This window comes from Streptomyces sp. NPDC016845 (assembly GCF_044332585.1).
Classification (GTDB): Bacteria; Actinomycetota; Actinomycetes; order Streptomycetales; family Streptomycetaceae; genus Streptomyces.
Map to the genome: position 1 here is coordinate 329,135 of NZ_JBIRPI010000003.1, position 25,952 is coordinate 355,086.

Annotated in this window: 25 protein-coding genes; 18 read left to right on the forward strand and 7 right to left on the reverse strand. The window is 72.2% G+C overall.

The window, feature by feature from the left end:
- Positions 1–2: 2 nt before the first annotated feature.
- From ACH4RC_RS11850 to ACH4RC_RS11865, 4 genes are read left to right on the forward strand one after another with little or no spacing between them, the layout of a single operon-like run.
- Entirely contained in the window at positions 3–926 is a 924-nt protein-coding gene (locus tag ACH4RC_RS11850; RefSeq protein ID WP_398198569.1) for an ABC transporter permease, read from the forward strand.
- Complete coding sequence (locus ACH4RC_RS11855; protein ID WP_398198572.1) at positions 919–1,941, forward strand: ABC transporter permease; 1,023 nt, start codon at positions 919–921, stop codon at positions 1,939–1,941. Before ACH4RC_RS11850 ends, ACH4RC_RS11855 begins: the two co-directional genes overlap by 8 nt.
- Before the next feature lie 5 nt (positions 1,942–1,946).
- A complete protein-coding gene (locus ACH4RC_RS11860; RefSeq protein WP_398198574.1) occupies positions 1,947–2,930 on the forward strand; it encodes an ABC transporter ATP-binding protein in 984 nt (327 codons plus the stop codon).
- On the forward strand, positions 2,917–4,077 hold the full coding sequence (locus ACH4RC_RS11865) for an ABC transporter ATP-binding protein (protein WP_398198577.1): 1,161 nt from the start codon (positions 2,917–2,919) through the stop codon (positions 4,075–4,077). Before ACH4RC_RS11860 ends, ACH4RC_RS11865 begins: the two co-directional genes overlap by 14 nt.
- A gap of 3 nt (positions 4,078–4,080) precedes the next feature.
- Here the strand turns inward: ACH4RC_RS11865 and ACH4RC_RS11870 are convergent, their stop codons facing one another.
- Positions 4,081–6,246, reverse strand: a complete 2,166-nt coding sequence (locus tag ACH4RC_RS11870; protein ID WP_398198580.1) for an alpha/beta fold hydrolase — start codon at positions 6,244–6,246, stop codon at positions 4,081–4,083.
- A gap of 179 nt (positions 6,247–6,425) precedes the next feature.
- Between ACH4RC_RS11870 and ACH4RC_RS11875 the strand changes: the two genes are divergently transcribed.
- From ACH4RC_RS11875 to ACH4RC_RS11890, 4 genes are all read left to right on the forward strand, one after another.
- Complete coding sequence (locus ACH4RC_RS11875; RefSeq protein ID WP_398198583.1) at positions 6,426–6,620, forward strand: hypothetical protein; 195 nt, start codon at positions 6,426–6,428, stop codon at positions 6,618–6,620.
- Positions 6,621–6,665: 45 nt separating this feature from the next.
- A complete protein-coding gene (gene mshB / locus ACH4RC_RS11880; protein ID WP_398198586.1) occupies positions 6,666–7,619 on the forward strand; it encodes an N-acetyl-1-D-myo-inositol-2-amino-2-deoxy-alpha-D-glucopyranoside deacetylase in 954 nt (317 codons plus the stop codon).
- Positions 7,620–7,696: 77 nt separating this feature from the next.
- On the forward strand, positions 7,697–8,071 hold the full coding sequence (locus ACH4RC_RS11885) for a DUF6113 family protein (protein WP_398199181.1): 375 nt from the start codon (positions 7,697–7,699) through the stop codon (positions 8,069–8,071).
- Between the two features lie 143 nt (positions 8,072–8,214).
- The gene (locus tag ACH4RC_RS11890) at positions 8,215–10,800 is read left to right on the forward strand and encodes a hypothetical protein (protein ID WP_398198589.1); all 2,586 of its coding nucleotides are present in this window, start codon (positions 8,215–8,217) and stop codon (positions 10,798–10,800) included.
- Positions 10,801–10,913: 113 nt separating this feature from the next.
- On the opposite strand, the gene ACH4RC_RS11895 is transcribed toward ACH4RC_RS11890, so the two are convergent.
- Together ACH4RC_RS11895 and ACH4RC_RS11900 are read right to left on the reverse strand one after the other, a co-directional pair.
- Complete coding sequence (locus ACH4RC_RS11895; protein WP_398198592.1) at positions 10,914–11,756, reverse strand: transglutaminase-like domain-containing protein; 843 nt, start codon at positions 11,754–11,756, stop codon at positions 10,914–10,916.
- A gap of 80 nt (positions 11,757–11,836) precedes the next feature.
- Positions 11,837–12,841: a GNAT family N-acetyltransferase gene (locus tag ACH4RC_RS11900; RefSeq protein ID WP_398198595.1), complete on the reverse strand. Its 1,005-nt coding sequence runs from the start codon at positions 12,839–12,841 to the stop codon at positions 11,837–11,839.
- Positions 12,842–12,981: 140 nt separating this feature from the next.
- Here ACH4RC_RS11900 and fdxA point away from each other — a divergent pair, with 140 nt between their 5' ends.
- The gene (gene fdxA, locus ACH4RC_RS11905; protein WP_111666449.1) at positions 12,982–13,302 is read left to right on the forward strand and encodes a ferredoxin; all 321 of its coding nucleotides are present in this window, start codon (positions 12,982–12,984) and stop codon (positions 13,300–13,302) included.
- A 137-nt stretch (positions 13,303–13,439) separates the two neighbouring features.
- Positions 13,440–14,543 carry a bifunctional succinyldiaminopimelate transaminase/glutamate-prephenate aminotransferase gene (locus ACH4RC_RS11910; RefSeq protein WP_398198599.1) on the forward strand — a complete coding sequence of 368 codons (1,104 nt, stop codon included), beginning with the start codon at positions 13,440–13,442 and terminating at the stop codon, positions 14,541–14,543.
- A 258-nt stretch (positions 14,544–14,801) separates the two neighbouring features.
- On the opposite strand, the gene ACH4RC_RS11915 is transcribed toward ACH4RC_RS11910, so the two are convergent.
- Positions 14,802–15,263: an ATP-binding protein gene (locus tag ACH4RC_RS11915; protein ID WP_398198602.1), complete on the reverse strand. Its 462-nt coding sequence runs from the start codon at positions 15,261–15,263 to the stop codon at positions 14,802–14,804.
- Positions 15,264–15,645: 382 nt separating this feature from the next.
- On the opposite strand from ACH4RC_RS11915, the gene dapE reads away from it, so the two are divergent.
- Both dapE and ACH4RC_RS11925 read left to right on the forward strand, forming a co-directional pair.
- Positions 15,646–16,725 carry a succinyl-diaminopimelate desuccinylase gene (gene dapE / locus ACH4RC_RS11920; RefSeq protein WP_398198605.1) on the forward strand — a complete coding sequence of 360 codons (1,080 nt, stop codon included), beginning with the start codon at positions 15,646–15,648 and terminating at the stop codon, positions 16,723–16,725.
- A 93-nt stretch (positions 16,726–16,818) separates the two neighbouring features.
- Positions 16,819–17,568: a TIGR00730 family Rossman fold protein gene (locus tag ACH4RC_RS11925; protein ID WP_398198608.1), complete on the forward strand. Its 750-nt coding sequence runs from the start codon at positions 16,819–16,821 to the stop codon at positions 17,566–17,568.
- Positions 17,569–17,594: 26 nt separating this feature from the next.
- Here the strand turns inward: ACH4RC_RS11925 and folP are convergent, their stop codons facing one another.
- A complete protein-coding gene (gene folP / locus ACH4RC_RS11930) occupies positions 17,595–18,455 on the reverse strand; it encodes a dihydropteroate synthase (RefSeq protein WP_398198611.1) in 861 nt (286 codons plus the stop codon).
- A gap of 137 nt (positions 18,456–18,592) precedes the next feature.
- Here folP and ACH4RC_RS11935 point away from each other — a divergent pair, with 137 nt between their 5' ends.
- Together ACH4RC_RS11935 and ACH4RC_RS11940 are read left to right on the forward strand one after the other, a co-directional pair.
- Positions 18,593–18,994 carry a DivIVA domain-containing protein gene (locus tag ACH4RC_RS11935; protein WP_398198614.1) on the forward strand — a complete coding sequence of 134 codons (402 nt, stop codon included), beginning with the start codon at positions 18,593–18,595 and terminating at the stop codon, positions 18,992–18,994.
- Positions 18,991–19,584 (forward strand): DNA-3-methyladenine glycosylase I, encoded by a 594-nt coding sequence (locus tag ACH4RC_RS11940; RefSeq protein ID WP_398198616.1) that lies wholly within the window; start codon positions 18,991–18,993, stop codon positions 19,582–19,584. Before ACH4RC_RS11935 ends, ACH4RC_RS11940 begins: the two co-directional genes overlap by 4 nt.
- A gap of 19 nt (positions 19,585–19,603) precedes the next feature.
- On the opposite strand, the gene ACH4RC_RS11945 is transcribed toward ACH4RC_RS11940, so the two are convergent.
- Positions 19,604–20,407 carry an enoyl-CoA hydratase/isomerase family protein gene (locus tag ACH4RC_RS11945; protein WP_398198618.1) on the reverse strand — a complete coding sequence of 268 codons (804 nt, stop codon included), beginning with the start codon at positions 20,405–20,407 and terminating at the stop codon, positions 19,604–19,606.
- 334 nt (positions 20,408–20,741) lie between these two features.
- Here ACH4RC_RS11945 and ACH4RC_RS11950 point away from each other — a divergent pair, with 334 nt between their 5' ends.
- Positions 20,742–20,909, forward strand: coding sequence for a DUF3117 domain-containing protein (locus tag ACH4RC_RS11950; protein ID WP_003966491.1), 168 nt, complete (start codon positions 20,742–20,744; stop codon positions 20,907–20,909).
- Positions 20,910–21,000: 91 nt separating this feature from the next.
- On the opposite strand, the gene ACH4RC_RS11955 is transcribed toward ACH4RC_RS11950, so the two are convergent.
- The gene (locus ACH4RC_RS11955; RefSeq protein WP_398198621.1) at positions 21,001–21,687 is read right to left on the reverse strand and encodes an O-methyltransferase; all 687 of its coding nucleotides are present in this window, start codon (positions 21,685–21,687) and stop codon (positions 21,001–21,003) included.
- Positions 21,688–21,882: 195 nt separating this feature from the next.
- Between ACH4RC_RS11955 and sigE the strand changes: the two genes are divergently transcribed.
- The 3 genes from sigE (at position 21,883) to ACH4RC_RS11970 (ending at position 25,924) form a co-directional block, all read left to right on the forward strand.
- Positions 21,883–22,659 (forward strand): RNA polymerase sigma factor SigE, encoded by a 777-nt coding sequence (sigE, locus tag ACH4RC_RS11960; RefSeq protein ID WP_398198624.1) that lies wholly within the window; start codon positions 21,883–21,885, stop codon positions 22,657–22,659.
- Positions 22,656–23,609: an anti-sigma factor family protein gene (locus tag ACH4RC_RS11965; protein ID WP_398198626.1), complete on the forward strand. Its 954-nt coding sequence runs from the start codon at positions 22,656–22,658 to the stop codon at positions 23,607–23,609. The genes sigE and ACH4RC_RS11965 overlap by 4 nt, the downstream gene beginning before the upstream one ends.
- 95 nt (positions 23,610–23,704) lie before the next feature.
- Positions 23,705–25,924: a trypsin-like peptidase domain-containing protein gene (locus ACH4RC_RS11970; RefSeq protein ID WP_398198629.1), complete on the forward strand. Its 2,220-nt coding sequence runs from the start codon at positions 23,705–23,707 to the stop codon at positions 25,922–25,924.
- The last annotated feature ends 28 nt before the right edge of the window (positions 25,925–25,952 follow it).

The following is a 25,952-nucleotide window of genomic DNA, read 5'->3' on the forward strand; positions in this document are numbered from 1 at the left end:
CGATGGGACGGTATGTGATCCGGCGGCTGCTCCAGATGATCCCGGTCTTCATCGGGGCGACGCTGCTGATCTTCCTCATGGTCAACGTGATGGGCGACCCCATCGCGGGGCTCTGCGGAGACAAGGCCTGTGACCCCGCCACCAAGGCCCAGCTCTCCAAGGAGTTCGGCCTCGACAAGCCGGTGTGGCAGCAATACCTGACCTACATGGGGAACGTCTTCACCGGCGACTTCGGTACGGCGTTCAACGGCCAGAAGGTCACCGAGCTGATGTCGACCGCGTTCCCGGTCACCATCCGGCTGACGATCGTGGCGATCCTCTTCGAGATCGTCGTCGGCATCACGCTCGGCGTCCTCACCGGCCTGCGCCGCGGCCGCCCCATCGACACCACCGTGCTGCTCCTGACCCTCGTCGTCATCTCTGTGCCGACGTTCGTCACCGGTCTGCTGCTGCAACTGCTGCTCGGTGTGAAGTGGGGATGGATCAACCCGGCGGTCTCCACGGAGGCGTCGTTCGGCGAGCTGATCGTGCCGGGCCTCGTGCTCGCCTCCGTCTCCCTCGCCTACGTGACCCGGCTGACCAGGACCTCGATCGCCGAGAACAGGAGAGCCGACTACGTCCGTACGGCCATCGCCAAAGGGCTGCCCCGGCGGCGCGTCATCACCCGGCACCTGCTGCGCAACTCGCTCATCCCCGTCGTCACCTTCATCGGCGCCGACGTCGGCTCCCTGATGGGCGGCGCCATCGTCACCGAGCGCATCTTCAACATCCACGGCGTCGGCTTCCAGCTCTACCAGGGCATCCTGCGCCAGAACACCCAGACCGTGGTCGGCTTCGTGACGATCCTCGTGCTGGTCTTCCTCGCGGTGAACCTGATCGTCGACCTCCTGTACGCCGTACTCGACCCGAGGATCCGCTATGCCTGAACCGCAAGCGCCAGAGCCCCCCTCCGGACGGCCCGGAGCGACCGGCGGCGGACGCGCGCCCGAGGACGGTGCCATCGCCGCGACCGGCATGGGCGGCGCCATGGACCTCGCCACCAGCGAGGGCGCGCTCATCGAGGGCCCGGCCGTCGGCCCCGGCGGCCCGGCCGGGAAACCGCGCAGCCTGTGGTCCGACGCCTGGCGGGACCTGCGGCGCAACCCCGTCTTCATCATCTCGGCCCTGGTCATCCTCTTCCTGATCGTCATCGCGATCTGGCCGCAGCTGATCGCCTCCGGCAACCCGCTCTCCTGCGACCTGTCCAAACGCCAGCAGGGCTCCGAGTCGGGCCACCCCTTCGGCTTCGACGGCCAGGGCTGTGACGTCTACACCCGCACCGTGCACGGCGCCCGCAACTCGATCACCGTCGGCGTCTGCGCCACGGTCGGCGTCTCCCTCCTCGGCTCGGTCCTCGGCGGCCTCGCGGGGTTCTTCGGCGGGTTCTGGGACGCGATCCTCTCCCGCATCACCGACATCTTCTTCGCGATCCCGGTCATCCTCGGCGGCCTGGTCCTCCTGTCGGTCGTCACCAGCAACACCGTCTGGCCCGTCATCGGCTTCATGGTGCTGCTCGGCTGGCCGCAGATCTCCCGCATCGCCCGCGGCTCGGTCATCACCGCCAAGCAGAACGACTACGTGCAGGCGGCCCGCGCGCTCGGCGCCTCCAACAACCGGATGCTGCTCCGCCACATCGCGCCGAACGCCGTCGCGCCCGTCATCGTCGTGGCGACCATCGCCCTCGGTACGTACATCGCCCTCGAGGCGACCCTCTCGTATCTCGGTGTCGGTCTGAAGCCACCGGCCGTGAGCTGGGGCATCGACATCTCGGCGGCCTCCGGGTACATCCGCAACGCCCCGCACATGCTCCTCTGGCCCGCCGGCGCGCTCGCGATCACGGTCCTGGCGTTCATCATGCTCGGCGACGCGGTGCGCGACGCCCTCGACCCGAAGCTGAGGTAGCGCCCATGCCGTTGCTCGAAGTACGCGAACTGCACGTCGAGTTCCGCACCCGGGACGGCGTAGCCAAGGCCGTCAACGGCGTCAACTACACGGTCGACGCGGGCGAGACCCTCGCCGTGCTCGGCGAGTCGGGCTCCGGCAAGTCCGTCACCGCGCAGGCGATCATGGGCATCCTCGACGTGCCGCCCGGGAAGATCACCGGCGGCGAAGTCCTCTTCAAGGACCGGGACCTGCTCAAGCTCAAGGAGGAGGAGCGCAGGAAGGTCCGGGGCGCCGAGATGGCGATGATCTTCCAGGACGCGCTCAGCTCCCTCAACCCGGTGCTCTCCGTCGGCGACCAGATCGGCGAACTGTTCTCCGTCCACCGGGGCCTGTCCAGGAAGGACTCCAAGGCCAGGGCCGTCGAGCTGATGGACCGGGTGCGCATCCCGGCGGCGAAGGAACGGGTCGGGCAGTACCCGCACCAGTTCTCCGGCGGCATGCGCCAGCGCATCATGATCGCGATGGCGCTCGCCCTCGAACCGGACCTGATCATCGCGGACGAGCCCACCACCGCCCTCGACGTGACCGTGCAGGCGCAGGTCATGGACCTGCTCGCCGAGTTGCAGCGCGAGCTCAACATGGGGCTCATCCTCATCACCCACGACCTCGGCGTCGTCGCCGACGTCGCCGACAAGATCGCCGTCATGTACGCGGGCCGCATCGTCGAGCACGCCCCCGTCCACGAGATCTACAAGGCCCCGGCCCACCCGTACACCAAGGGCCTCCTGGAATCGATCCCGCGCCTCGACCAGAAGGGCCAGGAGCTCTTCGCCATCAAGGGCCTGCCGCCGAACCTCATGAACATCCCGCCCGGCTGCGCCTTCCACCCGCGCTGCCCGATGGCCCAGGACGTGTGCACCACGGACGTCCCGCCGCTCTACCGCGTCTCCGATGACCGTCGCAGCGCCTGCCACTTCTGGAAGGAGACGATCGATGCCTCACGCTGAAGGCGGCTCGCACGTCAGCAAGGGCGATCTCCGGCGCGAGGGCAGGATCGCCGAACACCTCCTGCACAAGGCGCAGGCCGAGTCGGAGTACGCGAAGAGCGGCTCGGCGTCCGGCCACGAACCCCTCCTGGAGGTACGAGGGCTGGTCAAGCACTACCCCCTCACCCAGGGCATCCTCTTCAAGAAGCAGGTCGGCGCGGTCAAAGCCGTCGACGGCGTCGACTTCGACCTCGGCCAGGGCGAGACCCTCGGCATCGTCGGCGAATCCGGCTGCGGCAAGTCCACCGTCGCCAAGATGCTGGTGAACCTGGAACGCCCGACGGCCGGCGTCATCAAGTACAAGGGCGAGGACATCACCCGCCTCTCGGGCCGCGCCCTGAAGGCCGTGCGCCGCAACATCCAGATGGTGTTCCAGGACCCGTACACCTCCCTGAACCCCCGTATGACGGTCGGCGACATCATCGGGGAGCCGTACGAGATCCACCCCGAGGTCGCGCCGAAGGGCGACCGCAGGAAGCGGGTGCAGGAGCTGCTCGACGTGGTCGGGCTGAACCCGGAGTACATCAACCGCTACCCGCACCAGTTCTCGGGCGGCCAGCGCCAGCGCATCGGCATCGCCCGCGGCCTGGCGCTGCGCCCCGAGATCATCGTCGCCGACGAGCCGGTCTCCGCGCTCGACGTGTCGGTGCAGGCCCAGGTCATCAACCTGCTGGACCGCCTCCAGAACGAATTCGACCTGTCCTACGTCTTCATCGCCCACGACCTCTCGATCGTGCGCCACATCTCCGACCGGGTCGGCGTGATGTACCTCGGCCGCATCGTCGAGATCGGCTCCGACGCGGAGATCTACGACCATCCGACGCACCCCTACACACAGGCGCTCCTGTCGGCGGTGCCCGTCCCGGACCCGGAGGCGCGCGAGCACCGCGAACGCATCATCCTCAGCGGCGACGTGCCCTCGCCCGCCAACCCGCCCTCCGGCTGCCGCTTCCGCACCCGCTGCTGGAAGGCCCGGCAGCGGTGCGCGGACGAGGTGCCGCTCCTCGCGGTCCCGGCCGTCTTCCGCCTCGGCGACCCGGGCCCGGCCCAGCACCCCTCGGCGTGCCATTTCGCCGAGGAGAAGCAGGTCGTGCCGCCGGAGCAGTAGAAATCACTTCAAGCCGAGCGACCGCTTCAGGAAGTCGACCTGGAGCAGCAGCAGGTTCTCCGCGACCTGTTCCTGCGGCGTCATGTGCGTCACGCCCGACAGCGGCAGCACCTCGTGCGGCCGCCCGTCCGCGAGCAGGGCCGAGCTGAGCCGCAGGGCGTGCGCCACCACCACGTTGTCGTCGGCGAGCCCGTGCACGATGAGCAGCGGCCGGTGCTGCGGCGCTGCGTCGGACAGCCCGTCGTCGGTGACGAGCGAGTTCGCGGCGTACGTCTCGGGGGAGGCGGCCGGGTCGCCCAGGTACCGCTCCGTGTAGTGCGTGTCGTACAGCCGCCAGTCCGTGACCGGCGCGCCCGCGACACCCGCGTGGAACACGTCGGGCCGCCGCAGCACGGCGAGGGCGGAGAGGTAGCCGCCGTAGCTCCAGCCGCGCATCGCGACCTTCGACAGGTCGAGCGGGAACCGCTCCGCCAGCGCGTGCAGGGCGGTGACCTGGTCGTCGAGGGTCAGCGTGAAGTCGCCGCGGATCGACTTCTCCCGGCCCGGCGAGGTGCCGGGCGTGCCACGGCCGTCCGCGACGATCACCGCGAAGCCCTGGTCGGCGAACCACTGCGAGGTCAGGTACGGATTGTGCGCCGCGTACACGCGCTGCCCGTGCGGGCCGCCGTACGGGTCGAGGAGGACCGGAAGCGGCCCGTCCCCCTCCGCGTACGAGGAGGGCAGCAGGACGGCGCACGGGATGGACTCCGCCTCCGTCAGCGTGACGCGCGGGGTGAGCAGCGGGCGTTCGGCGTGCGAGGCGATGTCGGCGACGTGCTTGCCGTCGCGCTCCACGCGCACCCGCGCGCCCGGGGTGTCGAGCGTCGACGAGACGAGCACGGTGACGCCGCCCGAGCGGACCGCCGTGTGCACGCCGGGCCCCTCGGAGACGCGCTGCACGCCCAGCTCGTTGACCCGGTAGACGTGCACCTCGCCGGTCTCCGGCGACTCGGCGCGGGCGCCGGCGGAGGCCGAGACGAGCACGTCGCTGTCGCCGACGTCGAGCACGGCCCGCACATGCAATTGCGCGCCCGTGAGGAGGCGTTCGCCGACCGCGAGGACCCGGGCCCCGCCCTCGTCGGCGATCCGCACCAGCTGCCCGCTCGGCGACCAGCACGGCACGCCCGGGAGCAGCTCGAGCCACTGCGCGTCCTCGTCGGCGTGCACCATGCGCGTCGAACCGTCGTCCGGGTTCACCGCCAGGTACAAGGCGCTGAGCTGGTCACGCGCCTGTACGAGGATCAGCGGGGCGCCGTCCGCCGACCAGTGCACGCGGGCCAGGTACGGGTAGGCCGACCGGTTCCAGTTGATCTCCGTACGGGAGCCGTCGAGGCCGTACGCGAACAGCCGCACCTCGGCGTTGGGCGTGCCCGCCGCCGGATAGGCGTTCCGCGCCGGTTCACGGTCCGGGTGCGCCGGATCGGCGATCCACCAGCGCCGCACGTCCGCGTCGTCGGCGCGGGCCACGAGCAGCCGGTCCGACTCCGGCGACCACCAGTAGCCGCGGTACCGGCTCATCTCCTCGGCCGCGATGAACTCCGCGAGCCCGTACGTCACCGTGTCCGACTCGGGGGTGGCCAGGGCCCGGTCGTTCGCGCCCTCCGCGTCGACGACGCGCAGCGCGCCCCGTGCCACGTACGCGATGTGCCGCCCGTCGGGGGAGGGGCGCGGGTCCAACACCGAACCGGAGACGCGCAGTTCACGGGCGGTACCGGCGCGCAATTCGGCGGCGAAGAGACGGCCCGACAAGGTGAACGCGGCCAGCTCCGCGGAGGCGTCCGTCGCGTAACCCACGATGCCCGCGCCGCCCTCCCGGCTGCGCTCGCGCCGCGCCCGCTCCTCCGCCGAGAGCCGCTCCACGGAGCCGCCGAGCAGGGTCACCGGGTCGGCGGCGACCCGCTCCCGGCCGCTCGGCACATCGAGCACCCACAGCGCGTTCGCCCGGTCGGCGCCCCCGGAGGAGCGGAGGAACACGACCCGCTCCCCGTCCGGCGCCACCGTGAAGGCACGGGGCGCACCCGAGGTGAAGCGCTGGGTCCGCGCGTGCTGACGAGGAAAGGAGTACGTCTCGCTCCCGCTGCCCTGCGGCGTGTCGGGCAGCCCGCTGCCCGTGGCGTTCTCGGTGGTCATCCCCGAAGCCTAGGACGTAAGCAGGGGCGACGCGCCCCCCGCGCGCTCCCGCCCGCCCCCGGTGCTCCCTCGCTGTGACTCATGCGCGACAGCGGATAGTTATGATCGGTAGCGCTGTGTGGGCATCCCGGAAGGGGGACGTCCGCCGGTTACCGGATCACTTTGGAGGAGGGACCGCTGTGGCACTCTCGATCTCGGCCGTGGTGCTGTTCGCGATCATCGTCTTCATCCTGATCAAGAAGTCAGGGCTGAAGGCGGGGCACGCCGTCGTCTGCATGCTGCTCGGCTTCTATCTGGCGAGCTCCTCCATCGCCCCCACGATCCAGGAGCTGACGACGAACGTGGCGGGGATGATCGGCGGCATCAAGTTCTAGCCCGGGGGTCCGGGGCGCGGGGGCGCCGCGTTCTAGGGTGGGGGCATGACGGAACTGCCCGGTCGGCGTCTGCTCCTCGTGCACGCGCACCCCGACGACGAGTCGATCAACAACGGCGCCACGATGGCCAAGTACGCCGCCGACGGCGCCCACGTCACACTCGTGACCTGCACCCTCGGCGAAGAGGGCGAGGTCATCCCGGACGAACTGGCCCATCTCGCCCCGGACCGGGAGAACCGCCTCGGCCCCCACCGCATCGGCGAACTCGCCGCCGCGATGAAGGAGCTGGGCGTCACCGACCACCGCTTCCTCGGCGGCCCCGGCCGCTACCACGACTCCGGGATGATGGGCGTCGAGCAGAACGAGCGCGCGGGCGCCTTCTGGTCCGCCGACCTCGACGAGGCCGCGGCGGACCTCGTCGCCGTCATCCGCGAGATCCGCCCGCAGGTCCTGATCACGTACGACCCGAACGGCGGCTACGGCCACCCCGACCACATCCAGGCCCACCGCGTGGCCATGCGCGCCGCCGACCTCGCCGCCGAACCGGCCGTCCGCCGCGACCTCGGCGATCCGCACACGATCTCCAAGATCTACTGGAACCGGGTGCCCCGCACGGTCGTCGAGGAGAAGTTCCGCCTCCTCGAGGCCGCACTCGGAGAGACACCCTTCGATGCCGTCGCCACCGTGGCCGACGTGCCGGGCGTCGTCGACGACGAGCGCGTGACCGCCGAGATCGACGGCCGCCCCCACTGGCTGCGCAAGGAAGCCGCGATGCGCGCGCACGCCACCCAGATCGACATCCCGGAAGAGCTCAACGTGTTCGCGCTCTCGAACGGGCTCGCACAGCCCGTGTTTCCGGTCGAGTACTACGAGTTGGTACGCGGCGAGGCCGGATCGGCGTACGAGAAGGACCTGTTCGAGGGCGTCGACGGTATCGAGGGTGTCGGCGGTACTCAGGGCGTCGACGGTACTGAGGGCATCGAAGGAGAGCGCGCGTGACGAGCAGCGGCAAGAAGAGCGGCGCGAACGGAACCCGGCCCGGGAGTTCGGCCGCGCAGGTCGATCTCCCCTTCAGCATGTCGCTCACGCCGGGACGGGCCGTCGTCCTGTTCGTCCTGTTCGTGCTCGGCGTCCTCGTCGGCGCCGCGGGCGCGCTGCTCCAAGGGGGCTGGTTCCCGGCCGGGTTGCTGCTCGCGCTGCTCGGCGCGGCCGGACTGTTCCACGGCGGGGCGCGGCTCACCGGCGGCAGGTCCGGCGCCCTCGCCCCCGCCGGGGGCTGGGTCCTCGCGGTGCTCCTGCTCACCGCGAGCCGCCCCGAGGGCGACTTCCTCTTCGGCGCGGGAATCGGCTCCTACCTCTTCCTCCTCGGGGGAATGGTCGTGGCTGTGATGTGCGCCACGCTCGGGCTTTCCCGGCAACCAGCCGCCTCCGCCGCCCGACTTGGGAAGTGACGTACCACTTCGGCCCGTGCCCGATACAGGATTCACCGTCCGCCACTCCGTGGCGTCCGGCCGCGGCCAGTATGGTGGTGCGCGCCGCCGAGCAGCCCGCGTGAGGTCGAGACGGGCGGCGGAGCCAACCGGGAGAACCTGCTTTGAGTCGTGAAACTGACAGTTCGTCCTCCGGGCCCCAGGGGCGCGGCGCTGCCGCGTACCCGTCGGGGACGCCTCCGTACGGCACGTCCGCGCAAGGCGCGGCGTCCGGCGACGCCGACCCGGACCAGGGCCCCGCGGGTGATCGGACCGCCCCGGACAGCCCCAAGACGGAGACCACGCTGACGACGCGGATCCGGATCAACATCCCCGGCTCGCGTCCCATCCCGCCGGTCGTGATGCGTACGCCGATGAGCGATGTCGACGCCGGGCCGCAGGACGGCGCCGAGGCGCAGTCCGCGGAGCCGGAGCCCGGCGCGGGCCACCCGTCCGCGCTCACCGGGTACGCGGACGGCACCAGCGGCGCGGCCGACGGTGCCGGGCCCGCCACGGGTGAGGCCCCCGAGCCGAAGGCCCCCCGCGAGGAAAAGGCCAGCGACTGGTTCGCGCCGCGCAAGAGCCCCGCGGCTCGCGGCGGAACCCCGCCGGACGGGTCCGGCACGTCCGGCGGCTTCGACGTGCAGGGCGCGTTGGCCGCGGGCCCGCTGGGCAACGGCGCGGCGCCCGGCGACCGGGGGGAGAGGGGCGATCTGCCCTACTTCTCCGGGAGCGGCGCGGACAGCCCGGCGGGCACCGGGGGCGCGGGTGGCCCTAACGGCTCGGGTGGGCTCGGAGGCTCGGGTGGCTTCGGTGACGAGGGCGGCCAGAGTACGTCCGGCGGCCTCGGGATGGGCAGTGGCGCCGATGCGTTCGGCGGGGCCGGTGCCTCCGGTGGTTCGGATGCGTTCGGCGGGGCCGGTGTGTCCGGTGGTTCGGATGCGTTCGGCGGGGCCGGTGTGTCCGGTGGTTCGGACGCGTTCGGCGGTGCTGGTGTGTCCAGTGGTTCGGACGCGTTCGGCGGGACCCGCAACTCCGGTGGTGTGGACACGTCCGGCGGCCGGGGCGCCTTCGACGGCCTCGGCGACGCCGCGGGATCCGGTGCGGCCGGTGGCCCCGGCGCGTCCGGTGGCATGGGCAACGCCGCCGGCCTGGGTGTCACCGGTGGCCGTGGCAAGAGCGGCGGCCGGGGTGGTTCGGGTGGCCCGGGTACCTCCGACGGCCGCGGTGACGCGGGCATCTCGGGCGGCATGGGTGTCCCCGGCGGCGCGGGTGCTTCGAACGGCCTCGGCGGCGGCCCTGGTACCGGTGGCTTCGGCAACCTCAGCGGTCCCGGCGGTCCCGGCGCTCCCGGCGGTCCTGGCACTCCCGGCGGTCCTGGCACTCCCGGTCCCAACGGAGGCGCCCGGCGCAACAACGCTCCCGGTGCGCCGCGCAGCGGCCCCGTCGGGCCCACGTCCGGGCCCGCCACCGGGGACGGGCCGATAATCCCGACGCCCGCGCCCAACCCCCAGGTCCGCCCGGGGGGCAGCGGCGGCGCCCAGAACCCGCCGCGGATGAGCGACGACACCGCGATCCTCACCCCGCAGAAGCCCGCGCCCGAGCCGCCGGCCGGCGGACATGTCTCCGGTGACACCCTCACCAGCGGGATGCCGGTCGTCCCGTCGGCCGACGGTGCCGGGGGCCCCGGCCGCACCCCGTCGGCGCACACCCCGCCGAAGCTGCCCGACCCGGTGCCGAGCACCCCGGCCCCCGCGAAAAAGAAGAAGGGCCGCAACAAGCTGGTCCTGCTCGGCGCGGGCATCGTCGTCGTGGCCGGCTTCGCGTACGGCGCGGGCCTGCTGATGAACCACTCCGACGTGCCCAAGGGCACCACGGTCCTCGGCGTCGACATCGGCGGCGGCACCCGCGACCAGGCCGCCGCCAAGCTGGACGACGCGCTCGGCAAGCGCACCCAGCAGGCGCTGAAGCTCCAGGTCGACGGCGGGACCGTGGAGCTGAAGCCGGACCAGGCGGGCCTGTCCCTGGACAGCGCCGCCACCGTCTCGGCCGCCGCGGGCAGTGACTACAACCCGGTCTCCGTGATCGGCTCGCTCTTCGGCAACCAGCGGGTCGTCGACCCGGTCATGCCCGTCGACGAGGAGAAGCTGCACGCCGCGCTGGAGCAGGCGGCGGGCGGGGCCGCGGGCTCCGGCGACGGAACGATCAAGTTCGAACCGGGCAAGGCCGTCGCCGTGTACGGCAAGGCCGGCAAGGGCATCGACGTCGCCAGGTCGACGAACGCCGTCGAGCAGGCGTACCAGCGCCAGGTCGAGACGGGCGCGTCCACGCCCGTCCGGGTCGTCACGACGACCCGGCAGCCGACGATCGCGAACGCCGAGGTCGACCGCAAGATGAAGGAGTTCGCGGAGCCCGCGATGTCCGGCCTGATCACTGTCAAGGCGGGCCCCGCCACGATCCAGTTCGGCCCGGACAAGTCGCTGCCGAAGATCCTCGGGATGAAGGCGGTCAACGGCAGGCTCGTGGAGACGTACGACCAGGAGGCGCTCAAGAGCCTCTACGGCAACGTCTTCGACGGCGTCCTCATCACGCGCGGCACCGGCAAGAAGACCCCGGTCCAGCCGACCGACGTGGCCTCCGCCATGGGCAAGGCCCTCCTGGGCAAGACCCCGGCGGAGCGCACGGCGACGATCGAGACGAACCCGAGCTGACGCCACAACAGAGGCCCCGCACGAGGAATTCGTGCGGGGCCCAGTAGCGCCCCCAGGGGGCGCGGGGAACGGCGCGAGCAACCACAGCCCACCCGCACCCATCCCCGTACCCCCTAATTCAGCATCGCCCGAGCCGCCCGGGCCTGCCCCCGCACCCGCTCCGCGGCCCCCGTGTCCACCGCCCCCACCACGTCCGCGTACGCCTCCAGCTCCACGGCCCCGGCCACGAAATCCCCCCGCTGCACAAGCAACTGCGCCCGCTCGTACCGCAACCGCGCCGGATGCGACGGCAGCAGCAGCGACAGTTCGAGCGCCCACAGCGCGACATCGGACCGCTCGGGCCGCGTCGCAGCCCACGCCCGGATGTTGTTGAGGATCCGCAGCACGACCTCCAGCGGGGCGACGGGCCGCAGCATCGACGGGTCCAGCGGCGCCCCCGTCGCCCCGGCGACGAGCAGCTCCGCGTCCGGCCCGGTCAACACCCTGCCCGCGCCGAACGGATCGGCGAGGATCCGTTCCTCCGGATCGCCGAACCCGACGACGAAGTGGCCCGGCAGCGCCACCCCGTAGACCGGTGCCCCGGCCCGCCGCGCGACCTCCAGCCAGACCACCGACAGCAGGATCGGCAGCCCGCGCCGACGCCGTACGACCTCGTGCAGCAGCGACGACTCCAGGCGCTGGTAGTCGGCGGCGGAGCCGTGGAAGCCGAGCCGCGCGCCGAGCAGTTCGGCGAGGGCGATGGCCCAGGAGCGCGGACCGCCCGGCCGGAACGGCAGCTGTCCGGCGAGCTCGTCGAGTTCGATCTGGACGGCGTCCATACCGGCCTCGTCGAGCGCGCCGTCCCCCTCCGCGGCGAGCAGCAGGCACAGTTGCGCGAGGTCGGGCCGCTCGGCTCTGGCCTCCTCGGCGAACCGGCGCCGTAGCTCGGCGGAGCGGGGGGACAAGTGGGGGGACATACGAGCCTCGTGCCCTCTCAGACCGATCGATTAGCGCGGCGCCGGCCATGAAAGGACGACGGGTGACGGCCGGTACGCACTCACCGGGCACCGCGTTCCGGAGCACGGTAGTGGTGATAGGCGTGGTGCGTGGCGAAACCCAGGCGGTCGTAGAGCGCGCGCGCCCCCTCGTTGTCGGCCTCGACCTGGAGCCAGGCGGCCGACGCGCCCTCGTCGAGCGCGCGGCGCGCGAGCGCCGTCATGACGGCTGAGCCCAGGCCCTGGCGCCGCCGCGCGGGGTCGACCTCGACGGCGGCGAACCCGGCCCACCGCCCGTCGACCACGCACCGCCCGATCGCCGCGGGCACCTCACCGTCGCCGGGCACGGTGGCGAACCACACGGACGGCCCGGCGCACAGCACCCGGAACGCGACCTCGGTCGCGCCCTTGCGCTGGTAGCGCCCGAGCCACGCCTCGTCCGGCTCCCGGCTCAGCACGACGGGCGGCCCCTCGCGCCCGTCCCCGATGGGGGCGAGCGACGCGATCCGCATCTCGGCGCTGACCTCCCGCACCCAGCCGCGCCTCTCCAACTCGGCGCAGAGCATCTCCTGCGCCCCGGCGGCCCCGGTGGCGGTCTGCGCGTAGGCGGGCAGGTCACGGGCCGCGTACCAGTCCCGTACGCGGTCGAGGGCGTCGTCGAGCGGGACGCCCGGATCGCCCACCGGCAGCACCGAGTTGGCGCGCCGGGTGAAGCCCTGAGCGGCCCTCAGCTCCCATTCGCCGAGCCGCTCGCTCTCGATCGGCCGCCACGCGCGCGAGGCGACGTGCGCCAGCTCCGGGTATGTGGCCGCGGGCCCCCGGCGTCTGGCCGGTTCGGCGGGCACGACCTTGCCCGCGACGAGGGTGGCCGCGTCCACGGCCACCTGTTCGCCGGAGCGCCGTGTGATGAGCAGCACATCGTCATCCCACGATGTGAGAACGCCAACCGTGTCGGTGAACTTGCGACCCGCGGGCCCCTCGTCGCTCACCCGTCGCACCGAAACGCGTTTTCCCACGTCAGCGCGGGTCAGGCGGACGGTAAGCCGTCCGCTCGCAGTGAATTCCACAGCTCGGTCCACCCCTCCTGTTCGGATCATGGCCGGGAACGGAGATACTAGGGGCGGGCATCGACGACGCCGCGCTCCCGCGCGCCAGGCGGCGGAGCCTGTGGAGGCCCGCCAGCGCCCTATCGAGGAGGAACGACAGCGTGACCTACGTCATCGCGCAGCCTTGTGTCGACGTCAAGGACAAGGCGTGCATCGAGGAGTGCCCGGTCGACTGCATCTACGAGGGCTCCCGGTCCTTGTACATCCACCCGGACGAATGCGTCGACTGTGGTGCCTGTGAGCCGGTCTGCCCGGTCGAGGCGATCTTCTACGAGGACGACACTCCGGAGGAGTGGAAGGACTACTACAAGGCGAACGTCGAGTTCTTCGACGAGCTCGGTTCGCCCGGTGGTGCCTCGAAGATGGGTCTCATCGAGAAGGACCACCCGTTCATCGCCGCTCTGCCGCCGCAGAACCAGTAGCAGAACCAGTACCCGCGTCCAGCGGTACACACAGGCGCTGCCCAGGTCCCGTACGGCTCGACTGCCGTACGGGACCGAGGCATGTGGCCGACCCGCCCGCCCAGGGCCGCCCTACGCGAGAGAAGTGAGCTGACCAGGTGTCCGCAGTCCCCGCCCCTGTCGACCGCCTCCCCACCTTCCCCTGGGACAAGCTGGAGCCGTACAAGAAGACGGCCGCGGCGCACCCGGACGGCCTGGTGGACCTCTCGGTCGGCACGCCCGTCGACCCGGTGCCCGAGCTGATCCAGAAGGCGCTGACCGACGCGGCCGACTCGCCGGGCTATCCGACGGTGTGGGGCACCCCGGAGCTGCGCGACGCGCTCGTCTCCTGGTGCGAACGGCGCCTGGGCGCCCGCGGTCTCGGCCACACGAACGTGCTGCCGGTCGTCGGCTCCAAGGAGCTGGTGGCCTGGCTGCCGACGCAGCTGGGGATCGGTCCGGGCGACAAGGTCGCCTACCCGCGCCTCGCCTACCCCACGTACGAGGTGGGCGCCCGGCTGGCCCGCGCCGGCCACGTCGCCTACGACGACCCGACCGAGCTGGACCCCACGGGCCTCCAGCTGCTCTGGCTCAACTCCCCGTCGAACCCGACGGGCCGGGTCCTCTCCAAGGACGAGCTGACCCGCATCGTGGCCTGGGCCCGCGAGCACTCGATCCTCGTCTTCTCGGACGAGTGCTACATCGAGCTGGGCTGGGAGGCCGACCCGGTCTCGATCCTGGACCCGGAGGTCAACGGCGGCTCGCTCGACGGCCTGGTCACGGTCCACTCGCTCTCCAAGCGCTCGAACCTGGCCGGATACCGGGCCGCGTTCCTCGCCGGTGACGCAGCCGTCCTGGGCGACCTGCTCCAGATCCGCAAGCACGGCGGCATGATGACCTCGGCGCCGACCCAGGCGGCGGTCGTCGCCGCGCTCGGTGACGAGGCCCACGTCCACGAGCAGCGCGCCCGGTACGCCGCCCGCCGCGAACTGCTGCGCGAGGCGCTCCTCGCGCACGGCTTCCGCATCGAGCACAGCGAGGCGAGCCTGTACCTGTGGGCGACCCGCGACGAGTCCTGCTGGGACACCGTCGCGCACCTCGCGGACCTCGGCATCCTGGTCGCCCCCGGCGACTTCTACGGCGAGGCCGGCGAGCAGTTCGTGCGCGTCGCCCTGACCGCGTCGGACGAGCGGATCCGGGCGGCGGTCGCGCGCCTCGGCTGATCCGGCCCTTACCCGGCCTTCTGCCGGGAGAACGAGAACGGGGGTGGGGGGGGCGGTGCGCGCCGCGCCCCCCCCGCGGGACCGCCCGCAAGCGGGGTTGCGCCCCCCCGGCCCCGGGCGCCCCGGCGCGGGTGGGGGGGGGGCCGGCCGGGGCGGCTCCCCCGCCCCCCCCCGGGGCGGGCGGGGCTCCCCGGCCGGGGGGGGGGGCCCCCCCGCCCCCCCCCCCCCACCCCCGTCGTCACCGACGACTCGCGGTGATCAGCCCAGCGGCAGCTGGCCGACCGGCAGCTGGTCGGTGGGCAGCCCGCCGGAGAGCGGGAGGCCGCCCTTGGTGACCGAGTCGGTGGGCAGCCCGCCGTCCGTCACCGAACCGGCCGTCTTGCCGACCGTGTCACCGGCGCTGCCGGCCAGGTCGCCCGCGGCCTTCTGCGCGACCGGCGTGGTGGTCTTGGCGGCCTTGCCGACCGACTTGCCCGCGGCGGGCACGGCCGTCTGCACGGCCTCGCCGCCCGCGTGGCCCGCGAGACCGCTGACTTGCCGGCTCGCGCCGTCGACGGTGTTGCCCAGGTTGGCGCCGTCCAGCGCGGTCACACCGCCGAGGTCGGGCGTGGCCGGGAGTTCGGCAGCGCTTGCGGAGCCGGCCGCACCGACCACGGGCGCCGCTCCGGCCGCTACGAGCAGCGCGACGCGGGCGATGCGGCGGGTCAGGGGGAGGGACATGGTGCTCCTTAGACGGGAGAGAAGATGGTGTGACCGGCTGCCATGCGGCGGTCGGACGCCGTGACAACAGCCCCAGGGCCCCGGAAGGTTGCGGGTCGGCAACGCAAAGGGTTGGTAATGCGTCGCATAATCGGCTGCGGATAAAAACGGGCAAAAGTCGTGTGTCCCACAGCGTGCCCGAAGCGCTGCAGAACCCTTACGCCCCTGTACACGCACGGAAATCGCGAGACGGCCCGCGCCGCGCCCCGAGCGTTTCGCCGCACGGGCGCGGAGCATGCCGGGTGTAACTCGGCCGAGTGGCCGCTCGCACAGATGACCAGGGATGATTCGGACACCTGAAGTCGCTCCGTACGCCGCATGGCCGGGCGATAAGGTCAACTCCATGGACCGCACCTCACTCGACCTCACGCAGGACGCCGCCCTCCTCACCGCCCAGCTGGTCGACCTCCCCTCGCCCAGCGGCAGCGAGAAGGAGCTCGCCGACGCCGTCGAGGCGGCCCTGCGCCCCCTGCCGCACCTCACGGTCGACCGGTACGGCAACAACGTGGTGGCGCGCACGAATCTCGGCCGCGCCGAGCGGGTCGTCCTCGCGGGCCACATCGACACGGTCCCGATCGCCGGCAACGTGCCCTCGCGCCTCGACGCGGACGGCATCCTCTGGGGCTGCGGCACGAGCGACATGAAGGCGGGCGTCGCGGTCCAGCTCCGTATCGCTCAGACGGTCGTCGAGCCCAACCGCGACCTCACGTTCGTCTTCTACGACAACGAGGAGGTCGCCGCCCACCTCAACGGGCTCGGGCACGTCGCCGACGCCCACCCCGACTGGCTGGAGGGCGACTTCGCGATCCTCCTGGAGCCCACCGAGGGCCTGGTCGAGGGCGGCTGCCAGGGCACCCTGCGCGTCATCCTCAAGGTCAAGGGCGAACGGGCCCACTCCGCGCGCGCGTGGATGGGCCACAACGCCATCCACGCGGCCGCCCCGATCCTGGAGCGCCTCGCCGCCTACGAGCCGCGCAGGCCGGTCGTCGACGGCCTGCGGTTCCACGAGGGCCTCAACGCCGTACGGATCGAGGGCTTCGTCGCCACGAACGTCATCCCGGACGCCTGCGCCGTCACGGTCAACTTCCGCTACGCGCCCGACCGGACGATGGCCGAGGCCGAACAGTTCGTCCGCGACTTCTTCGACGGCTGCCCGATCGAGGAGTTCGTCGTCGACGACCACACCGGCGGCGCCCGGCCCGGCCTCACCCACCCCGCTGCCGCCGCCTTCCTGGCCGCCGTGGGCGGCGAGCCGCGCCCCAAGTTCGGCTGGACGGACGTCTCCCGCTTCAGCGCGCTCGGCGTCCCCGCCGTCAACTACGGCCCCGGGGACCCGATGTACGCGCACAAGATCGACGAGCACGTCGACACGGCGCTCGTCCTGGAGGCGGAGAGGCGCCTGGCCGCCTGGCTCACCGACTGACGCCTGACACTCCGAGGTCCCTCGTATGTAACCCGCGTAGACCTACCCTTGCTCTACGTGAGCGCGTGATACCTGCGCATGGAGGGAGCGGACATGAGCAACCCGGAGGGCAAGCGGCATCCCACGGAGCAGCGGACAGGACCGGTGGTCCGCCGGCGCGACCAGGTGCAGCCCGGGACGAGTGACCAGCGTCTGCTCGATTCGGAAGGACCCTCGGGCTGGGTGCACACGGACCCCTGGAGGGTCCTGCGCATCCAGTCGGAGTTCATCGAGGGCTTCGGCACCCTGGCCGAACTGCCGCCCGCGATCAGTGTCTTCGGCTCGGCGCGCACCCCGGTGGACTCACCGGAGTACGCGGCGGGCGTCGCGATCGGCAAGGCGCTGGTGGAGGCCGGTTTCGCGGTCATCACGGGCGGCGGGCCGGGCGCCATGCAGGCCGCGAACCAGGGCGCCGTGGAGGCCAACGGCACCTCGGTCGGGCTCGGCATCGAGCTGCCCTTCGAACAGGGCCTCAACCCGTACGTCGACCTGGGCCTGAACTTCCGCTACTTCTTCGTGCGGAAGACGATGTTCGTGAAGTACGCGCAAGGGTTCGTCGTGCTGCCGGGCGGACTCGGCACCCTGGACGAGCTGTTCGAAGCGCTCACCCTCGTCCAGACGACGAAGGTGACGCGCTTCCCGATCGTCCTCTTCGGTACGCAGTACTGGAGCGGCCTCGTCGAGTGGCTGAAGAACACGGTGATCGCCCAGGGCAAGGCGAGCGAGGCGGACCTGCTTCTCTTCCACGTCACGGACGACGTGCAGGAAGCGATCACCCTGGTCACCAAGGAGACCGGCAACTAGGGGCCGCAGCCCTCAGGCAGTACCTGTCACGCCAGCCCCCGGCGGGCCACCGCCGGGGGCCTGTGCCCCGCGATCGACGCCACCATGTCGAGCACCTGCCGGGTCTCCGCCACCTCGTGCACGCGGTAGACCTGGGCCCCGAGCCACGCGGACACCGCCGTCGTCGCCAGCGTCCCGATGACGCGCTCCTTGACGGGCTTGTCGAGCGTCTCGCCGACGAAGTCCTTGTTGGACAGCGAGACGAGCACCGGCCACCCGGTCTCCACCATCTCCGGCAGCCGCCGCGTCGCCTCCAGGGAGTGCCGCGTGTTCTTGCCGAAGTCGTGCCCCGGGTCGATCAGGACGGACTCGCGGGGGACCCCGAGCGCGACGGCCCGCTCGGCGTAGCCGACCGTCACGTCCAGGATGTCCGCCATCACGTCGTCGTACGTGGCACGGTGCGGTCGCGTACGGGGCTCGGCGCCGCCCGCGTGCGTGCAGACGATGCCCACCTCGTAGCGGGCCGCGACCTCGGCGAGCTTCGGGTCGACCCCGCCCCACGCGTCGTTGAGCAGGTCCGCGCCCGCCTCGCACACGGCCTCGCCGACCTCGTGGCGCCAGGTGTCCACGCTGATGATCACCGAGGGGAACCGGCGCCGCACCTCGGCGACGAAACCGACCGTGCGCCGCGCCTCCTCCTCGGCGTCGACCTCCTCGCCGGGGCCCGCCTTCACCCCGCCGATGTCGACGATCGCGGCGCCCTCGGCCACCGCCTGCTCGACGCGGGCCAGCGCGGGCTCGTCCTGGAACGTGGCGCCCTGGTCGTAGAAGGAGTCCGGGGTACGGTTCACGATCGCCATGATCACCGGCTCGTGCGCGTCGAACTCGCGCCCGCCAAGCCTGAGCATCCCTGTGACTCTCCTCTGGATCATGCTTCTACGGTCGCCTGCGACCTTAACCGTCGGCGCGGCATGGCACGATCGGAGCCTGTTGGTTCCGGGCCGTGTGCGCACACCGGCCCGGTCGAGCCCAGGGGACGGCAGCGATGGTCATGTTCTTGTTTCTGGTCGCCGCGCTCGTCGTGGTGGTCGCGGCGGTGACGCTCGCGGTCCTCGGCGGGGGCGACGGCGGCGCCCTGCCCGAGGAGCCGCCCCAGTTCTACGCGGACCCGCTGCCCCAGGACCGCCCGCTGGCCCGCGCGGACGTCGAGGAGCTGCGGCTGCCCACGGCCGTGCGCGGCTACCGCATGGCGGAGGTCGACGACGCGCTGAACCGCCTCGGGGCGGAGCTGGCCGAGCGCGACGCCCGTATCTCCGAGCTGGAGTCCGCCCTCGCCACCGCCCACGCGCAGGCGCGGCGGCCGGTCGACCGGGGCCCCGGCTCGGGCTTCGCGCCACCCGGCGGCTACCAGGGCCACCAGGGCGGGGCCGGGGAGGGCCTGCAGTGAGCGAGCCGACGAGCGGCGCGGTCCCCGGGCCCGACGGCGCTCCGCGCTGCCCCTGGGGCCTGTCGACGCCGGACTACGTCACGTACCACGACGAGGAGTGGGGCCGCCCGGTCCACGGCGACGACGCGCTCTTCGAGCGGCTGTCCCTGGAGGCGTTCCAGTCGGGCCTGTCCTGGATCACGATCCTGCGCCGCCGCGAGACCTTCCGTGCCGCCTTCGCCCACTTCAAGATCGCGGAGGTGGCGGCCTTCACCGAAGCCGACCGCGAGCGCCTGCTCGCCGACCCCGGCATCATCCGCAACCGGGCCAAGGTCGACGCGACGCTCGCCAACGCGCGCGTGCTCGCCGACTGGGCGCCCGGCGAACTGGACGAGCTGATCTGGTCCCACGCCCCGGACCCGGCCACACGCCCGGCGCCCCGGGCGCTGACCGACGTACCGGCGATCACTGACGAGTCCACTGCGCTGTCCAAGGCGCTCAAGAAGCGCGGCCTGCGCTTCGTCGGCCCGACGACGGCGTACGCGCTCATGCAGGCGTGCGGCCTGGTCGACGACCACCTGGCGGACTGCGTCGCCCGCACGCCCGCGTGAGTTCCTCCGGAGAGGAGCCTCAGCGCCCGAGGTAGTTCGGCTTCTCCTTGGCGATGAACGCCTGGACGGCGATGGTGTGGTCCTCGGACTCCCCGGCCCGCGTCTGGAGCTCGTCCTCCTTCTCCAGGGCCTCGTCCAGGGAGTGGTCGGCGGCGAAGGCCACCGACTCCTTGAGCGCCGCGTACGCGACGGTCGGCCCGGCGGCGAGCATGAGGGCCAGCTTGCGCGCGGTCTCCACCAGTTCGCCGGCGGGCACGATCTTGTGCACGGCCCCGATCTCGAAGGCCTCCTGCGCGGAGATCGTGCGCGGGAACAGCAGCAGATCCATCGCGCGGCCGGGACCGACGAGCCGCGGCAACGTCCAGGAGACGCCGGAGTCCGCGGTCAGGGCGACACCGGCGAACGAGGTGTTGAACGACGCCGTGTCCGCCACGATCCGGTAGTCCGCGCAGAGGGCGAAGCCGAAGCCCGCGCCGGCCGCCACGCCGTTCACCGCGGCCACCACCGGCTTCGCCATGCCGGTCAGCGCCCGCACGATGGGGTTGTAGTGCTCCCGCACGGTGCTCATGGTCTGCCCCGAGCCGGCCTTGCGGTCCTCGACCAGGGTGGTCACGTGCTCCTTCAGGTCCTGCCCGACGCAGAACGCGCGGTCCCCGGCCGCCGTGAGCAGCACGGCCCGCACGGCGTCGTCCGCGGCGGCCGCCTGAACCGCCTCGCGGAGGGCGACCTTGGCCTCGGTGTTCATCGCGTTCATCGCCTCGGGGCGGTTCAGCGTGATCGTCGCGAGCCCGTCGCTCACCTCGTAGAGCACGGTGTCGGCCATGACGCTCCTCCTGCAGTGCGGTCCGCTATGCGGTTGCTTAGGTGTCCGTGCTCAGCATGACGGAGATCTCGGCATGCGGAACGGCCCCGGTATGTGACCTGCGTCAAACAAATTCCTCACAGCAGAACCACGTAAGCGGCGCAGTATCGCAGCCACATCGCCGAAATGAGTGGTTTTGCTCAAGCGCGTTGCGCAAGCGATGCCGACTGATGTTGGTCATCGGGCTCCGCGATGCGGGATAATGACAGGAAGCAATGTGTTCGATGCCGGTGACGTGTGCCCGTCCAGAGGGCCGTCGGCTGACGATGAGCTGGTTTCAGGAAGGGGAACGAGCATGGCGGCCATGAAGCCGCGGACGGGTGACGGCCCGCTCGAGGTGACAAAGGAGGGGCGGGGCATCGTCATGCGCGTTCCGCTCGAAGGCGGCGGTCGGCTCGTGGTCGAGCTGACGCCGGACGAGGCCGATGCCCTCGGCGACGCCCTGAAGAAGGTCGTCGGCTGACGCGGAAGCGACCATACCTTTTCGGCTGCCCCGGCACACATTCGGTGCCGGGGCAGTCGTATGCCCGGATCTCAGGCGGTGTGTACGGGTTTCAGCGCTTGACCGCGCAGAGCAGCCCGTCCCCGACCGGCAGCAGGGACGAGATCAGCTCGGGGCTCTCGCGCACCGCGCGAAGCAGCTCTCGCAGCCGCACCACTTCCACCGGCTGCGGGCCCGAGTCCACGGTCCGCCCGTCCGCGAAGACACCCTCGAAACAGACCAGGCCGCCGGGGCGCAGCAGACGCAACGATTCAGCGAGATAGTCCAGGCTCTCCATGCGGTCGCCGTCGCAGAAGACCAGGTCGTACCCGCTGTCCGCGAGGCGCGGCAGGACGTCGAGGGCGCGCCCGGGGATGAACCGGGCCCGGTTGGCGGCGAAACCTGCCGCACGGAACGCCTGCCGGGCGAACTGCTGCTGCTCCGGCTCCGGATCGACCGTGGTCAGGACGCCGTCGGGGCGCATCCCGTGCAACAGATGGATTCCGGACACCCCCATGCCCGTCCCGATCTCGGCGACGGCCTTCGCCTCCACCGTGGCGGCGAGCATCCGCAGCGCGGCACCCGCGCCGGGGGACACCGAGCGAAGACCTGCCTCGTGGGCCCGGTCCCGGGCCCAGCGCAGAGCGTCGTCCTCGGCGACGTAGGCGTCGGCGAACGCCCAGCCCGTCTGCCGGTTGCCGGTAATGGCCCTCTCCCTGTCCCCGTTGTCCCCTGCATGGCTGTGCTTGTCCGTGCTCACCCGTGCTTGCCTGCGCGTGACTTTATCCGTTGGCGCCGGGAACTCGCAGATGGGACCGGGCGTTTGGAAGGGCAGGGGGAAAGAGCGGGGTGAAGCGGGGGGCAGGCGCGGGTGTGGGGAACGGAACGGGCGGCCGAGAGTCGACCGGCAAATCTGAGTAAAAACGCTTATCCGGAGCTAACGGGCGAGGTGGCTATGGTAGGGGCTCCACTGGACACCACCAGAGCTGACAGGGGAGGTGCGGCTGCGCCTGTGGATCGGGGAGGAGTGCTGCGGCGCTTTCTCAGGTCGGCGGGTGAGCCGAAATCCGTGACCGACACCGCTGACCGATCCCGCACCACTGACTCCGCGCAGACCGCGACCTTTGCCGCTGACGCGGAATCGCAGGCGTGGACTCCGCCCACCTGGGAGGAGATCGTCAGCACGCACAGCGGCCGCGTGTACCGCCTCGCGTACCGCCTGACCGGTAATCAGCACGATGCCGAGGACCTCACGCAGGAGGTCTTCGTCCGCGTCTTCCGCTCCCTCTCGACGTACACGCCGGGCACGTTCGAGGGCTGGCTGCACCGCATCACGACCAACCTGTTCCTGGACATGGTCCGCCGCAAGCAGCGCATCCGCTTCGACGCGCTCGGGGACGACGCCGCCGAGCGGCTGCCCAGCCGTGAGCCGTCGCCGCAGCAGGTCTTCAACGACGCGCACTTCGACGCCGACGTCCAGCAGGCGCTGGACACGCTAGCGCCCGAGTTCCGCGCCGCCGTCGTCCTCTGTGACATCGAGGGCCTTTCCTACGAGGAGATCGCCGCGACCCTGGGTGTGAAGCTGGGCACGGTCCGCTCCCGCATCCACCGCGGCCGCTCGCAGCTGCGCAAGGCGCTGCAGCACCGTTCGCCCGAGGCTCGCGCCGAGCGCCGCACGCTCGCGACCACGGGAGGGATCCCCGTCCTAGGAACAGGGGGCGCGACCGCGTGAGTGGATCACGTCTCAACCCTGCCGAGCGGCAGACCGCGGCCGACCAGCATCTGGGCGACCGGCTTGCCGCGCTGGTCGACGGTGAACTGGACCATGACGCCCGTGAGCGCGTCCTCGCGCACCTGGCGACCTGTCCCAGGTGCAAGGCCGAGGCCGACGCACAGCGCCGCCTCAAGAGCGTCTTCGCCGAGGTGGCCCCGCCGCCGCCGTCCGAGAGTTTCCTCGCCCGCCTCCAGGGGCTTCCCGCCGGAGGTGACAGCGACGGTGGGGCACCACCGTTCGGGGGAGGAGGCTTCGCCACCGGGCGGGCCTTCGGCAGTGGACCCGGACTCGGGCTCGGGGGCGGCGTCTTCGCCGTAGCCCCGGAGTCGTTCGCCGGACACGCCGCCGTCCTCCCCTCGTCCGCCCAGCGCGGCTTCCGCATCCACGAAGTGGGCCGCGTGGACCGGCACGACAGCGAGCGGGCCTCGCGCGGGCGCCGCTTCGCGTTCGCGGCGGCCGGAGCGGTGTCGCTGGCCGCGATCGCGCTCGGGGGAGTCACCGCCGGCGCCCCGCTCGACAGCTCCGACACCCGCGGAGGCGGCTCCAACAGCAATGTCACGCCGCTGCGCAGCCAGGCGTCCGGTTCCTCGTCCGTGTCCGAGGCGCAGCGCCGCAGGTCGATGGCGCCGCTGCTCGGGCAGAGCGGGGGCGCGCTCCCGGCGCCGGTCGCGCCGACCCGGGTCAGTGCGCCGCTGTTGCCCGGGGGCCGGGTGAACAGCGCGAGCTACCCGTTCGCGACGCCGCTGTTGTCGGGTGCGGCCCGTATGTCGCCCCTCATACGCCCGGCCGCCCCCGCGCCGTCGCCCCCGGTGGCGGTCGCCCTGGAGCCACGCCCGGTCCCGACCGGCTCGGCCACGGCCGCGGCCTCCTCGCCCACCCTGTCCTCCCGCTCGTCCACGGTCCGCTGACGCCCCCTGCGCCCGGGCCGCGGAACCTGGTTGAATCCACGTGAGGAGCCCGTGGCGTCGTGCCACGGGCCAGGTGCTGGGAAGATCGGCGGGACATGGACGAGGGCAAGCCCACGAAGGCCAAGTGGTGGAGCCGCCCCCGACCGAACTCGGGCGGCCCGACGGACGACGGCGACTGGCACCTACCTGCTCCGCAGCCGACCGGTGTGGAGGAGCCCGGGGCGCGTGGGGTGCGGCCTGCGGACGCGGCGGACGCCGGGGGGCCGGACCGTGAGGTGCCGCCCGCTGCGACGCCGGACACGGTGGTCGGCCATGGTGACGGCGTGCCCGAGGATCCGGCGCGGAGTGCCGACGTGCCCGACGCCACACCGGCCACGTACGAATTGGCCCCGCCGAGCCCGACCGAACCGGCGCCCGGAGCGGCTCCGGCCGCCTCGGCATCCGGGACCGAGCCGACAGCTCGGGCGGCTGACGCGGCGTCCGGGACGACCCCGGCAACCCCCGTCGCCCCGATGGCCCCCGAGGCCCCGCAGGAGGCGACCTCTCCGGCGGCCCCGGTCCATGACGCCCCCCGCCCGCTCCACGACCCGGATCCCTACAGCACGCCGCCCTACGGTGAGCCCGGGCCGTGGGCGCCCGCGCCGCCCGTGCAGCACCCGGCGACCACCCCGCCGCATGGAACGGCCTCACCGTTCGCCGCGCAGCACGGGACTTACCCGGTCACCCCGGGCGAGACCCTGGAGCCCGCGCCCGAGCAGCCGTACCCCACCGGTGCTCCGCAGCCCGCGCCCGAGCAGCCGTACCCGAGCGTGGCGGCCCCTCAGCCGATGCCCGAGCAGCCGTACCCGAGCGTGGTCCCGCAGCCCGCGCCCGAGCCGCCGTACCCGAGCGTGGCGGCCCCTCAGCCGATGCCCGAGCAGTCGTACCCCACCGGTGGCCAGCAGCCCGCGCCCGAGCAGTCGTACCCCACCGGTGCTCAGCAGCCCGCGCCCGAGCAGTCGTACCCGTACTCGGTTCCGCAACCCGCGCCCGAGCAGCCCTACGCGAGCGAAGCGCCCCCGCACTCGGCGCCCGACCACCCCTACCCCGGCCCCCAAGACCCGTACAGCCATGCCGCCCCCGCCCCCGGAGGGCCGTGGCAGAGGTATGACCCCTGGGCCGGGCCCGTCGGGCTGTCGGGGGGTGGGGGGCTTGTCGGGGAGCGGCCTCGGCGGCCTCGGCGGGCGGTGGTGATCGGGGCCGTGTTGATCGCCGTCGTGTCCGGGGTCGTCGGAGGGGCGCTCGGGTCCTACCTGGAGCGCAACGGCGGGGCCGATGTGAAGCTGCCGCAGGCCGGTGCCGAGTCCGCGCACCGTGACCCCGGCAGCGTCGCCGGGATCGCCGCCAGCGCGCTGCCCGGCGTCGTCACCATCCACACGAAGGGCTCGTCGGAGGAGGGCACCGGCACCGGGTTCGTGCTGGACGGGCGGGGCCACATCCTGACCAACAACCACGTCGTCCAGCCGGCGGGCTCCAGCGGTCGGATATCGGTCACTTTTGCCGGAGGCGAGAGCGCGGACGCGGACGTCGTCGGGCACGACAGCGGGTACGACCTCGCCGTCATCAAGGTGTCCGGCGTCCGCGGCCTCAAGCCGCTGTCCCTCGGCAACTCGGAGAACGTGCAGGTCGGCGACCCCGTCGTGGCCATAGGCGCCCCCTTCGACCTCGCCAACACGGTCACCTCGGGCATCATCAGCGCCAAGGACCGCCCCATCACGGCGGGCGGTGAGAAGGGGGACGGGACCGATGTGAGCTACGTCGATGCCCTGCAGACGGACGCGCCCATAAACCCGGGCAACTCCGGCGGCCCGCTCGTCGACTCCAAGGCCCGCGTCATCGGCATCAACAGCGCCATCCGCTCCGCCGACAGCGGCTCCGAACTCGACGGCGGCCAGTCCGGCTCCATCGGCCTCGGCTTCGCCATCCCGATCAACCAGGCGAAGCGCGTAGCCGAAGAACTCATCAACACGGGCAAGGCCACCCACCCGGTGATCGGCGTCACCCTCGACATGGACTACTCCGGCGACGGCGCCCGCGTGGGCACCAAGGGCAACGACGGCGGCTCCGCCGTCAGCCCCGGCGGCCCCGGCGCCAAGGCGGGCATCGAGCCGGGCGACGTGATCACCGAGGTCGACGGGGTCCGGGTGCACACCGGCGAGGAGCTGATCGTCAAGATCCGGGCGCACCGGCCCGAGGACGAGCTGGACCTGACGGTCGAACGGGACGGCAAGGAGCGGAAGGTCACCCTGGTCCTCGGCTCGGCGGACGGGGACTGACCGACCCCACGGGCCCCGCGTGATCCCG